At 60.3% G+C, this 11,617-nt stretch carries 16 protein-coding genes and 1 pseudogene; all 17 read right to left on the reverse strand.

The window, feature by feature from the left end:
* Window positions 1-3: 3 nt before the first annotated feature.
* On the reverse strand, window positions 4-159 hold the full coding sequence (locus ABIE28_RS10195) for a hypothetical protein (protein WP_354062563.1): 156 nt from the start codon (window positions 157-159) through the stop codon (window positions 4-6).
* A gap of 7 nt (window positions 160-166) precedes the next feature.
* Window positions 167-736 (reverse strand): hypothetical protein, encoded by a 570-nt coding sequence (locus ABIE28_RS10200; RefSeq protein WP_354062565.1) that lies wholly within the window; start codon window positions 734-736, stop codon window positions 167-169.
* Window positions 733-1,299, reverse strand: coding sequence for a hypothetical protein (locus tag ABIE28_RS10205; RefSeq protein WP_354062567.1), 567 nt, complete (start codon window positions 1,297-1,299; stop codon window positions 733-735). Before ABIE28_RS10205 ends, ABIE28_RS10200 begins: the two co-directional genes overlap by 4 nt.
* Before the next feature lie 1,715 nt (window positions 1,300-3,014).
* A pseudogene (locus ABIE28_RS21145) lies at window positions 3,015-3,692 on the reverse strand (tape measure protein); the annotation flags it as partial.
* Between the two features lie 117 nt (window positions 3,693-3,809).
* The gene (locus ABIE28_RS10215; protein WP_354062571.1) at window positions 3,810-4,073 is read right to left on the reverse strand and encodes a hypothetical protein; all 264 of its coding nucleotides are present in this window, start codon (window positions 4,071-4,073) and stop codon (window positions 3,810-3,812) included.
* A gap of 26 nt (window positions 4,074-4,099) precedes the next feature.
* Window positions 4,100-4,480, reverse strand: coding sequence for a gene transfer agent family protein (locus tag ABIE28_RS10220; RefSeq protein ID WP_354062573.1), 381 nt, complete (start codon window positions 4,478-4,480; stop codon window positions 4,100-4,102).
* Window positions 4,480-4,944 (reverse strand): phage tail tube protein, encoded by a 465-nt coding sequence (locus tag ABIE28_RS10225; protein WP_354062575.1) that lies wholly within the window; start codon window positions 4,942-4,944, stop codon window positions 4,480-4,482. The genes ABIE28_RS10220 and ABIE28_RS10225 overlap by 1 nt, the downstream gene beginning before the upstream one ends.
* A gap of 44 nt (window positions 4,945-4,988) precedes the next feature.
* Window positions 4,989-5,420, reverse strand: coding sequence for a DUF3168 domain-containing protein (locus ABIE28_RS10230; RefSeq protein ID WP_354062577.1), 432 nt, complete (start codon window positions 5,418-5,420; stop codon window positions 4,989-4,991).
* Between the two features lie 2 nt (window positions 5,421-5,422).
* On the reverse strand, window positions 5,423-5,893 hold the full coding sequence (locus ABIE28_RS10235) for an HK97-gp10 family putative phage morphogenesis protein (RefSeq protein ID WP_354062579.1): 471 nt from the start codon (window positions 5,891-5,893) through the stop codon (window positions 5,423-5,425).
* A complete protein-coding gene (locus ABIE28_RS10240) occupies window positions 5,893-6,261 on the reverse strand; it encodes a head-tail adaptor protein (protein ID WP_354062581.1) in 369 nt (122 codons plus the stop codon). Before ABIE28_RS10240 ends, ABIE28_RS10235 begins: the two co-directional genes overlap by 1 nt.
* 154 nt (window positions 6,262-6,415) lie before the next feature.
* The gene (locus ABIE28_RS10245) at window positions 6,416-6,607 is read right to left on the reverse strand and encodes a hypothetical protein (protein WP_354062583.1); all 192 of its coding nucleotides are present in this window, start codon (window positions 6,605-6,607) and stop codon (window positions 6,416-6,418) included.
* 10 nt (window positions 6,608-6,617) lie between these two features.
* Complete coding sequence (locus ABIE28_RS10250) at window positions 6,618-6,965, reverse strand: hypothetical protein (RefSeq protein ID WP_354062585.1); 348 nt, start codon at window positions 6,963-6,965, stop codon at window positions 6,618-6,620.
* Between the two features lies 1 nt (window position 6,966).
* Window positions 6,967-7,917, reverse strand: coding sequence for a collagen-like domain-containing protein (locus tag ABIE28_RS10255; protein ID WP_354062587.1), 951 nt, complete (start codon window positions 7,915-7,917; stop codon window positions 6,967-6,969).
* Window positions 7,917-9,260, reverse strand: coding sequence for a phage portal protein (locus ABIE28_RS10260; RefSeq protein ID WP_354062589.1), 1,344 nt, complete (start codon window positions 9,258-9,260; stop codon window positions 7,917-7,919). The genes ABIE28_RS10255 and ABIE28_RS10260 overlap by 1 nt, the downstream gene beginning before the upstream one ends.
* Complete coding sequence (locus ABIE28_RS10265; RefSeq protein ID WP_354062591.1) at window positions 9,260-9,565, reverse strand: hypothetical protein; 306 nt, start codon at window positions 9,563-9,565, stop codon at window positions 9,260-9,262. Before ABIE28_RS10265 ends, ABIE28_RS10260 begins: the two co-directional genes overlap by 1 nt.
* Window positions 9,566-9,628: 63 nt before the next feature.
* Window positions 9,629-11,002: a phage major capsid protein gene (locus tag ABIE28_RS10270; RefSeq protein ID WP_354062593.1), complete on the reverse strand. Its 1,374-nt coding sequence runs from the start codon at window positions 11,000-11,002 to the stop codon at window positions 9,629-9,631.
* A 2-nt stretch (window positions 11,003-11,004) separates the two neighbouring features.
* Window positions 11,005-11,610: an HK97 family phage prohead protease gene (locus tag ABIE28_RS10275; RefSeq protein WP_354062595.1), complete on the reverse strand. Its 606-nt coding sequence runs from the start codon at window positions 11,608-11,610 to the stop codon at window positions 11,005-11,007.
* Window positions 11,611-11,617: the final 7 nt, after the last annotated feature.

Raw genomic sequence — 11,617 nt, forward strand, 5'->3', positions numbered from 1 at the left:
GGGTTACCCGCGACGCTCGATGCGGTCGGCAACGGAAACCAGCATCATGCAAACCACGACGTGCAAGGCCGTCATCCATATCGGATCGGCCGGCATGCGCAAAAACAGGGGCGCGAGGACCGCGACGAAAACGGCCCAGTTCAGAGTTTCGCGGTTCATCATTGCCTCAGGAGTATCGGGGCCAGACGATGGTCTTGTCGGCCAGGCCAGGGATGCGTTCGGCAAAGCGGTCCGATGGCGCGCCGGGGTTTAGCACGGCTGAGCGCGCCCGCTGATCGACATCGGACAACACCGCGCCGCTGGTCAGCGTGCGGAGGTCGAAGCGATTGCGGACTTCCAGCATGACAGTCGAGACGATCTGATCGCCAGACACGGTGTCGTCCATCGGCATGTTGTCGATCGCGCCGGTAAAGCGCACCTCTGCGGGGCCAACGGGCTGGTCCCACTGATCACACGGCTGGATCAAGATTTGCACCGGGCTGTCGATGACATTGCCCGCCTGCAGGTCGAAGTAAGCGAGGTCGGCAATCTCAGGCGCGATGCCCGACAGAGACAGTGTGAGCGTCGATGCCTCCGCGTTCAACGCGCTCTCGATCTGGTCCAGCCCGTCATTGAGCGTGGCGCCGGACCATATCTCACCATCAGCATCCATATACGGGCCAGAGCCGTCCCAAATCCTCATGGTCTTGGTCGGGAAGTCGAAGCGCACCAGCACGCGGATGGACTTGATGGTCATGCCACAAGCCCCAATGCCAGATCATTCCAGTAGTCGACGGCTTCGATGAAGGCGACGGAGGGGCGCGGCATACCAGCACCGGGGAACTCGATATCCATCTCCGTATCGCTCGCTAGGTGGCAAAGAATGGTCGGTCGGTCGGCCTCAAGCTGTGCGCTTGCGGGGATCGGCGCGCGAATGGCTGTCGAGATTTCCACCTGGAACACATCCCCCGCCGACTGCCCCAGTATCCGCCCGGTTTCATACATTGCGTGCTGGTAGCTGAAGCGAATACCCGATGCTGTTGGCGCATGATTAAGCCGCAGATGGATCACCGTGGAGCCCAGCGGCGCGAAGCTCGCCATCTCGATATCGATGTTGCCTTGCGAGTAGTGCGTACCATCTTCGAACGGCGTTCCGTCGTCGTGGAGCGTCAGCCTTGGAGCGAAGTCCTTAAATCCATCGGCAGCCCACACCCGCGATGCGCAGACCGGCACAGCAACCAGCCCGCTTGTTCCAGCCAGAGCGGTTCGGATCGCATTCCACGTCCTTGCTTGATCGAACTGCGTGGCCCTGCGGAACACAATGTTCTTCAGAGAGCCCTGCCAAAATCCGCGATCGCTGCGCGCTGATCGGCTGATTCCACCAAGAGAACGCCCGCCGGAGCGCGAGAACGGCCGAGGATCAAAGGGCGACGATTGCGGAGTCAGGAGACCAGCCGGCCAGTGGATAATGTCCGGCATTGTCACGTCCTGTAATCCCCACCACCACGCTGCTGCTGGTACTTGGCCAGAGCACTGGGGGCGGATTTGTTTGCCTGGTTCACCGAAGCTCCAACAATCGTTGGGGCTGCCGTCGCAACAACGCGGCCAGCCTCATCCCGCACAACAGCGGTGAGGAGTTCGTTGTCGAGCACGATATGAACGGCCATCTTCTGCTCTCCACCGCGCGCTTGCGGGATGGCGGGCATACGCAGATCAACTGGGATGCGCCGACCATCCGGCAACGGCACTGCTGCCTCTGGCCCTGCCTCACCAAAGATTGCCGCAGTGCGGGACACGCCGCCCTTGGCGAACTGCCGCAGCGGCTGCGGGCGGCCATTCGCGGCGATGCCGCCCTTGGAAAAACCGAACAGCTTCATGAAATTGAAGCCGCCAGTCTGCATGCCGCCACCGATCAAGTTCAACCCGATGTTGAGAAGGTTCTTTCCCAGATCCTTCAGCATCGAGTTGAAGATCTCGCCGGCGTCTTTTCCTTCGAGGAACCCGTCAATGATTGTATCCAGCATCTGCCTGCCAGCCTGTGCCAGTTCATCAGCCGACTTCTTGAGTAGACCTTGCGTTTCCGCCAGCCGCGCTGCTTCCGCAGTTGCGGTCGCATACCCGGCGGCCAGCTCAGCGATTTTCTCTCGCTGTTGCGGGCCAAGCTCTATGCCTGCCTTGGTGGCGGCGTTTTCCAGTTCCTGCTGGGCTGTAAGCTGTGCCTTAGCGAACCCGTAGTCGTTGAGCAGCGGGTTCAAAGCCGCCGTCAGCGCTGTTTCCTGCTTCAGCATTTCGATCTTGCGGGCGTAGCCATCGAGATCGTCTTGGAATCGTTGCGTGGGCGACCTGCTTGAGCTGCCGCTGCCGCTGCCGGTCGGCTTAATCGGGACAACAGGACGCCCGTCATCCGAAAGATCCACGCGTTTCCTGTTCGCAAGTTGCTCCGCGCGCTGATCGGCAATGTTAGTGGCCGAACTCCGACCTGCGACTGCGGCCAGAGATGCTGCAGACGCCGCTTCTTTCGCCGCGTCGCGGAGCTGTAGAAACCAGCTTACAAGGCCTTGCACTTCTCCTACTACAATATCGAATTTTGGGTCTGCATCACCCATGGCCTGGATTGCTTCGCGTGCGAGTATTGCGTTGCCATGGCTGTCCAGCAGTTGTGCGATCAGGTCCTGGAATGCGGCCTCGACCTCAGGAGAAAAGACCCCCTTGGAGCCCTCTGCAAATTCCCTGAGCCTTTGAGCGGCCGCGTCTAGCGAGCCATCAGTCTCGATTGCAGCAGCATTGACGCTCTTTAATGCTGGGACCAAATCCCCCAATGTGGTGTCAGTCTTCTTGTTCGAAATGTAGTCGATGATCTTGGCGATGTATTCGAGTTCGCGCGCCCCATCCTTGATGGTGCGTGCCAGCTCGTCACCGAGCCCCTTGAATACCTTTTCGAACCAGGCCTCGTCAGGAGCGTTCTTGATGGCGTCAGAGATCGATATCAGCGCTTCGGCAAGTGCCTGGCTTGATCCGACTGCCTTATCTGCCTTGCCGACAAAGGCGGTCACAGCGTCCTTTAGAAGTCCAAAACCGTCAGTGGCTGTAGCGGGCATTCTGCCCGCCTCATCCCGTAGAATTTCCATCTGGCTGGTGACGCCGAACATCACGTCGGTGGTGATCTTGCCCTGCTCACCTAGCTTACGAAGTTCATTGACCGACACACCCATGCTATCAGCTAGGGCCTTGGAAAGCCTGCCGCCAGACTGGATTACCGTGTTCAGGTTCTCGCCACGCAGCGAGCCCGAGGCCATGGCCTTGGACCAAGCATCCTGAACGGACTGTGCACGTTGCCCACGCACAGCGCCGACGACCAAGGCGTTGTTTAGCGTCTCTACGAGGTCCAACTGCTGCTGCGTGCTGTAGCCGAGCGCCGACAGAGCTTGCTGGTTTTGCAGGTATCCCTCTGCCGTCTGGGTCAGGCTGGAATAGGTACGGCGCGCCATCTCTGACAGGCGACCCATCACCGCGTTGCCGCGCTCTATTCCGCCAGCAGCGTTGCTGACGCGGCTATTAAGGTCGGTCCACGCTGAGGTCATTGCAATGATGGAAGTGGTAGTGAGCGCAATGCCCAGAACGCCGAATGCGCGCCCCACCGTTCCGAAAGAGCCGACCATACGGCTTTCCATGCCCTTCGCAGAAGCGCTCAGGCTGTTGAACTTGCCCTGCATGGCGCGAACGCGCTTGTCGGTCTCGCCATTGGCCTTGGCCAGAGCGCGCTCATACTTCGTCGTGCTCGCCTCGAGAGAGACGATCAGCCGCTCAATATCGGTTGCTATGATCGCCTCCTACGGGATCGTCACCAAGCCCTGTGGTACGAACCAGCCGTCCCAGAGATAGGTCTGCGTGCTGAGTGGACCGGAAGGCAACTCAAGCTCCTGCATTCGCGCCCAGATGGCGTCTTTCTCGCTATCGGAGAGTTTGCCGGGTTCTTTCGGCGTGTTGGCCTTCACGTAGCCGTTCCAAGACGCCCAGAACTTCCACATCGAGGTTCGGTCGACCTGCTCTGCGGTCCAACCCATGGCGGCGCCAGCGGCATAGATGCGCGACATGCGGAACTTGCCATTTGGCAGGTCGTCTAGTCGTTCACCGTCCCCTGCGCCGCTGGATGCTCCCCCGGCGGCGATCCCGGCTGTTCTTCAGGTGCGCCCATGATCGCGACCTCAAGAATGCCGCGCGCAAATGAGGCGTTTAGCATGAGGTCCTGCGGGCGCCCCTGAACGTAGGTCTTGACCAGGGTCTGTGCTTTGGTCGGCTCAACGCCAGCGCCGATTAGTCCGAGGCGGATCGTGCCCGCCACATCCTCTAGGCGCCCTTGGTTTGTGGCGAGACGCGCGAGGATGACAAATGGACCAGCATTGCAAAGGTCCTGCAGTTCCGTGAGTTCACCCCAGCGGAGGGCGAACTCGTATGTTCCATCCGCCCAGTCTAGTGGCGGGGTCTTGCCTGACCTCGACATCAGGGCGTCTTAATGACTGAACTGCGAACCATTTCGCCATCAGACTGAAGCGAAAAATTGCCCGTGACGCGACCGGTGTTGCTTGGAGCGCCGAGTTCGGCACTTTCAACGTGCATGAAGCCGAGCCAGATGATCGTTCGGAGTGTGAACTCCAATTCGACACGAACCGGCGTGGCGTCGGGGCTCTCTTGCGCGTCAAGCCAGGTATCGATGCTGGCCTCCGCGACGACGCCTTCACCGCCGATAGCCATACTCAGAGATGTAGCATCCCGGCCTACCCAGTCGACGGCCAATGGGTCATCGCAGTCCGGGATCATTATTTCCTCAAGCGCCTTGCTCAGCGTCAGCGTCTTAGAGCTGAGGCCGCACGGAGCGCCATAGACGATAGGATCGGAAGGGTTACTCGGGCGCTTGCCCAGCATGACGCGCAGCAGCCCGCCTTTGGTTGTTTCCGGCTTGGCCATGTGGGCCTCCATAAAAAAGACCGCCCAAGGCGGTCGGGTTAAACTCAGGGTGTTTCGACTACGGCTGAGAACTGGATCACGCCGTGAGTAATGGCGGGATTGGGGTCGCGGAGGACACGCGTGATCTCGTGCCGGAAAACAACCAGTGCATTGACCGGCAATGTCAGGTCGACATCGTGCAGGGCGCGCTTCATCGCGCCGGTTATCTTGCGGCACTCGACCGAACCGAAGGCCTCGCCCGCGCCGCTCGACCAGACGTCGAACTGGATGGTGATTTCCTCGCCGTCCATGCAATCGAAGTCATCGGGGATCGATGTGCTCGGCCCCATGGAAATGTAGGGGAACGCCACGTTCGGCGTGCCGTCTGTCTTCTCCGGCACCCGGTCGTAAATTCGCGTGCCCACCAAGCTCGTGACAGCCGGTGTCGCCCGCAGCCGGTTGATGGCCGCGAGGATCAGTTCATAGCTGGCGTCCATTTTCAGCCCCCGGCCGCTGCGCGCTTTGCAGATTTGGTGATGGCGCGCGTCACGCGGCCCTTTGCCCGCTTTCGGGTGGCTCGATACGAGGGATAAAAGAACGGCTGCGCGGAAGTGCCTGGATGGCTTGATCCGGCGAACTGGCCGCCGTTCACTCGGGGCGAAGTGCCAAATTCCACAAAGCGTGCATAGAACGCGTCCCCGCCGCCGGCATAGACTGTGATCTGAAGATAGCCCGCGCCGCGACCGCTCGATTTCACCTTGCCGAGAACCATGGCGCCCTTTGGCGCGCCACCCCATGTCCATCCGATCGAATTAATCAGATCACCACTGTCCTGCGGTGCCAGAGACTTCGCCATCGCGACGATCTCCTCGGCGCTCTGGATCATCGCCTTGGAGATTTCTTCTTCGGCCAACTTGGGTAGTGCGGCCAGCTTGCGCTTGAGGCGGTCGAGCCCGATCACTTTCGCCACTACGACACCTTGCCTTCAACCGCGATGAATTCGAGCCACTGGTTCTTCCCATCAGGGTCTGCCGGTGGCGAGGTGATAGCGAACACGCGATCGGCGTTTCGAGCATCGACCAATTGCCAGCCAGTCGTGATCTGGCGCGTCTGCGAAGTATTCCGCACAGTGACGATATAAGGCTGCTGACCGCTCAATCGGGCTGCAGTTACCTCCTCCCCACCAGTCCGAGGACGCATTCCAGCCGAAACCGGGAAAACGGTTTCGAAGTCGCCGTGCCCCGGCAGAGGATTGCCCCAGCCGTCGTCACCGGCAGATCTCTGCTGGCAGTGCAGGCGCTCGCGCAAAGCCCCTGCCCGGCGGAAGTTCTCGGCCATATCCTATAGCACTCCGAGCAGACGAAGCACGATCACCACCACGACCGTCCGAACAGCTGTGCGGGCCAGAATTCCGAACGTCTTGCCCACGAAGATCACCAAGTCGGGGCCACCGGCGCTTCGGTAAGCCGCATTAAAGCCTCCCGTCGGGCTCTCACGCGGCATTTGTGTCGGCCTTTTTCTGCGCGGTCACAAGTTCAGCAGCGCCTGCCTTTACGGCAGCATCGGCGCAGGCCTGAGTAACAGGACCCTCCCAGCCGGCCTTATAGGCAACGGTCGACTGGCTGGACGGCTTGAAATCGAAGTCCTTCTTGAACTTCAGGCGGGGAACGGTGCGTTCGGTCATGGTTGGGCTCCTATGCAAGGCTTGGATCACGCAGGCGCCAGAGGAGCGCCGCAATCGGGTTTTTCGGATCGACAGGGCTTGTGCCGGAAAGGCCGCTCAACATCGCCAGCCGCTCATCGGTATCGTCCAAGAGGCAGTTCACAGCGATGATAATGGCTGCCGATACCCGGCCCGGCACGTTATCGGGCGTCCATGCCGGATCGGGTTTGGGCTGAACGAAGTCGAGAACGATGTCCTCGGCCTGCTTAATCTTGAGGCTGATAGAAGCGCTCCGCTCGTCGTCGGTAAAACCCGGGGCGGAACCCTGCAGATCCAGATTGAGGGAACCGTTCACCTGTTCCAGTGTGACTAGCGCCATATCAGCCCACCTTGACCGGCTTGGGCGTCAGATCGCGCACCACACCGTCCTTGCCATCACGGCCGCGCTTGACCGACAACCGCCAGCCGTCGCCGCCATCAGGCTTGTCGCCGTTGCTATCCTTCTGCGAAATCCAGACCGACCCCGCCCAGGTGACGGCATCGCCCTTTGCATAGCCGCCGTCCCTGCCCTCGGTCCAAACGCCGCGGTCGATAACCACCGGCATCGAGAAGGCGAACTCTTTGACCTGCTCGCCGCGTGAGAAGCGCAGCACGATTCCGCGCTCGCCGTCGTATTCAGCGACCATATCCTCGAAGCCGAGGCCATCGGTGCCGTCTCTGCCATCAGCACCGTCGGAACCGTCAGCACCAATCACCCGGCCGATCTCCTTGACCGAGCCATTGGACATCGTGAACAGCAGAACGCCATCCTTGATGATTGGCTCGACAGCATCGAGGCCGTTGCGACCATCAACACCGTCTTTGCCGTCCAGCCCGTCGGCGCCATCCTTACCGTTTTCAGGCACGGGAATGGCAGCCACAGCCTTGGCGACCGCACCATCGATAAGCGGCGCGATGTCCTCGAGCGTCACCGACGCGCCGTCTGCCCCGTCTTTGGGCGCAGGTAGTGACTTCACAGCGACAGAAATGGCCGCAGAGACGAGTTCCTCGATCAGCGGGCGGACGTCTTCGATGGTGACGCTCTTGCCGTCCTGCGCCACCGGGAGTGCGCCGACGGCCTTAGCGACTTCTTCATTGACAAGTTGGGCCGTGACAGCAGGATCAGCGTCTTTGCCGTCAACGCCATCCTTACCATCAGAGCCGTCCAGCCCCTTGACCGGCTCACGCTTTTCAAGCGCATCGAGACGATCGAGCAGCGGCTTCACGGCGCGCTCGACATAGCCTTTGACGATGCCAACCATTTCCTTGCCGAAGGCGACCCCATCGAACATCAGGCAAGCCCCTTCATCATTTCAATGATCGCCTTGCTCGCCTCGGCATCGGCGTTGTCGTTTGCTGGAGGCACTGCCGGTGACGTTCCCGATGATGGCACTTTTTCAAAGGGATCGGCCAGAGCGTCACGCTTCGCCAAGGCTTCCAGCGAGAAATTCTGCTGCTGAAGCATGGGGCTATTTCCGCCCGCCACTGGCTTCAGACCGATCTTCTTGCGCTGCTCGTTCGGGGTCATCTTGCCACTGGACTTATCGAGCACCTCCATCATGGTGGCGCTGTCCATTTTAAGCAGTTGGTCGAGATCAAACTCGGTGCCGAGGGTTTCGCCAGTGCCCAGCCCCTCATCGAGGCAGAGCTCGATGCTTTCCATCAGGATCTGAAGGCACTGAGTGTAATACTGAGCGTTCAGCGCCTCGATATTGTTATAGGCCGGAGCCTGTCCTACCCCAGCCATGTAGCCAGGCACGTGATAGGTCGAGCACACAACCTCAGCGCTCCACTTAAGCTGTTCGATCATCTGGGATTCGGTGGCCTTGGCAGCCATGGCCTCGAACTTGAGGCCATCGCCCAAAACGGCGACCTTGCCACGGTTCTTGCCGGTGTAGTTGCTGTCCCAGTGGGCCTTGAGGCGGTCGGCGGTCGCTTGGTCAATGGCTCCGGGCGCGGTCAGAATGCCCCCCGGCTGCGAGCCGTTGGCAAAGAAACTGGCGGAATTGTTCTGGATCGACAGCCCCTGCATGGCGCTGAGGCCGTTCGCAAAGATCGGCGACAGACCGACCAATGGATGGAAGAAGCAGTTGAAGCGGTCGTGGATGATCTCGCGCGCAGGCACGATCACCCGCTCGGACAGACCGACGAGCCGGTCATCCAACAGCTCATAATAAACAGCGCCATCTTCGGCGACGAGCGGCTCGACCCGAGTTGGGTCGAGCACATAGAGACGGACAACAACGCCGCGCCCGTCGCGCTCCTTGAGGATATAGGCATTGCCGCGCTGCAACTTGGACAGCACCCAATTTTCAAAGAACTGAATGCGGGTCTGGAAGCGGTTCGGCTTGCGAAGAACCGGCGAATACGCTGGGTTCTTGGTTTCGGTCCAGATGCCGTTGGCATCCACCTCGACCAGCTTAACGCGGAGCTTGGCGATGTCAGACGCGATCAGGGTCTGACAGGCAAACGCAGCATGGAAGGACAGCACGCTCTCGTGCTTCACTTCCACATCCCGTTGCCAAGCCCCGATATAGCTCTCTTTGATGATTGGCCACCAACCGCCGCGATCATCGGGGCGCGCGAGATTGCCGGCCGCCTTTGTGCGGGTGATGTTGAGGCCAAGGATCTGCATTAGGCGGTCGCCTTCCGGCGTTCGATCTCAAGCTCGACAGCGGCGATGGCGTCATCCTTGGTCCGGATAGTCTCGGTACTCACGGAGGCGGCAAGTGACTTCAGCGCTGGCCATGCCAATGCGCGCCAGTCGTCAGGAATGGCCACTGGCGCCACTTCTACCTCGGCGTCTGCCGTTGCCGCGCGCGCCTTGCCTATAGCGACCAGAGCGCGGGCATCGCCAACCGAGCGTGCGGTAAAATAGTCGCCAGCCTGGAGGCGACGGTTCGCATAAGTAAACGAGCGGGTTGCAGTCAGTTCACGCATGACGTTCTCCTAGTCAGAAACGATGGGCAGCATCGCCGCCCATCGAGATTTTGTTGGGGAACGTTATTCGGTAATGGCGCCGTAATCGGCGTCGCCGATGTAAGCCACGGCCGAGGCGCGGCGCTTGGCGAAGTTCAGCGGGCGCACGACCTTGATGGCCACCGATTCCGTCTGGAACATCGAAACGACGCCGGTGTGGGACGTGGGGGTGTCCGATGCGCCATTGGGAGCATCGTCCATTTGGATCGCAGCCTCGGTCGAGAGCGAGACTTCAACACCACGATCGCCGATCTTGTAGATGTCCGAAGGCTTCAGCAGGATCAGGTCGCCAGTCCCGACATTGCCGCCAGCGACGAGCGTGTCGCCAAGTAGGTTGCCGCCCTTTGCGCCGAGCCCTGGGAATGCCCAGTTGCCCATCACGTTCTGGATCAGCCCAAGGGACTTGGACAGCGAGGTCGTGGTGATGAACTGAAGGCCATCTGCGTTGTGCGCGGCGATGAACGGAGCATAGAGCGCTTTGACGTCGGCAATGACGCCTGCAACGTCTGGGCCAGCGCTCGCCCCGGCGGTGAGGCCGTTCAGGATACCAGCTGGAGAAACACCGGCCACACCAGCCGAAGTGCTCAGGAACGTCTGGTCGACACGCTGGGCGGAGGCATTCACAAGGGCATCGCGCACCAGCTTTTCAGCCGACGGCGAGGAATCCCGCAGCAGCTCTTTCGAGACAACCGCCAATGCGCCCACTTTGAGCGGCTTCAGGTTCACATCAAAGAAGTCGGCAGTGGTGATCGGAATGGATTTCGATTCACCCACCCAGTAGCCAGTCGCAGCGCCGTCCTGGCCAGCAATATTGATGTTTGCAGGAACCTCGCGCAGCGGCAGGCGATCGAACACGGTCTGCGCATAGAGATAGTCGATGAAGTCGGCGGTATAGCGCTCGGTGTGAACCAGTTCGGCGCCCCACTCGCCTGCGCCAGTGCCGCCGCCAGCCACAGCCGCCTTGATCGATTCTACGAGCTGCGGATTATGCGCACCCCAGCGCTTTGCCGCGATGCCGATAGCCGAAACGTCATCAAGACGAGCCAGCGTTTTGGCGATCACCATCCGGGTGAAGCTCTGGCCTTCAAAGGCCTCGTCTTTTTCGCCCTTGATGACGATCGGCGCGGCGAGAGTACCACGCGCTTCCGAAGCGCCCTTGGCGGTCTGGCCGTCCACAGGGCGTGCCGTCGAGGCCTGGCTCTTTTCCATGGTGCGCAGGCGCTTGAGGTGATCATCGATTTCGACGATGTCAGCGTCGTTGCCGTCGAAGGTCTGCTTCTGGCTGGCGTCCAAGGTGGTGCCTTCTTCGGCTGCCTTGGTCATGATGGTTTCGTTGGCGGCGATGAGAGAAGCGCGCTTCTGCTCAAATGCCGTCATCTGTTCTGCAATCTTGCTCATGCTCAGGTCCTTTTGATCGAGCGAATAACGAAGGGTTTCACCCGGTCGCGGGCTGGTGCATCCAACTTGACAACACGCCCAGACTTGCCAATCGCGGCAGGGGCTTCGTTGGCTGGAATGACGATTGCGCCCGTCGCTGCTTGCAGCGCCTCGGCGTCATATTGTTTGATGGTCTGAATGGAAGCGTCGGCATTGGCCGGAATGGTCACGGCTGACAGTTCCAGCCATTCCCACTTCTCGAAAATCACGCCCCAAGAATTTGGGATGGGTTCGACTTCGATACCCTTGAAGCCGATCGACAGCCCGCGAACCAAGCCAGCCTTGATGTATTTCCAGGCTTTCTCGATGTCCTCGTGAACGTCCTTGGCGATCTCGGCGACGATCTCGATGCCCTTCTTTGTAACCTTGGCTTGGGTCACGAAGCCGATTGGCTGCCTACTGTCGTGCTGGTAGAGGAGCGGGATCGGCAAAGTGAATACGGCGCCTTCAGACATCACGATGTCCCCTGCCCGATCAGTCTTGGGCGTGGTAGCGATGCCCGTAATTCGGCGTGCGTCGTCATCCACCTCCTTGATCTCAAGGAGGCTGTAGGCTCGGTTCATGGTCATGGTGGTG

The organism is Devosia sp. 2618 (genome assembly GCF_040546815.1).
GTDB lineage: Bacteria > Pseudomonadota > Alphaproteobacteria > Rhizobiales > Devosiaceae > Devosia.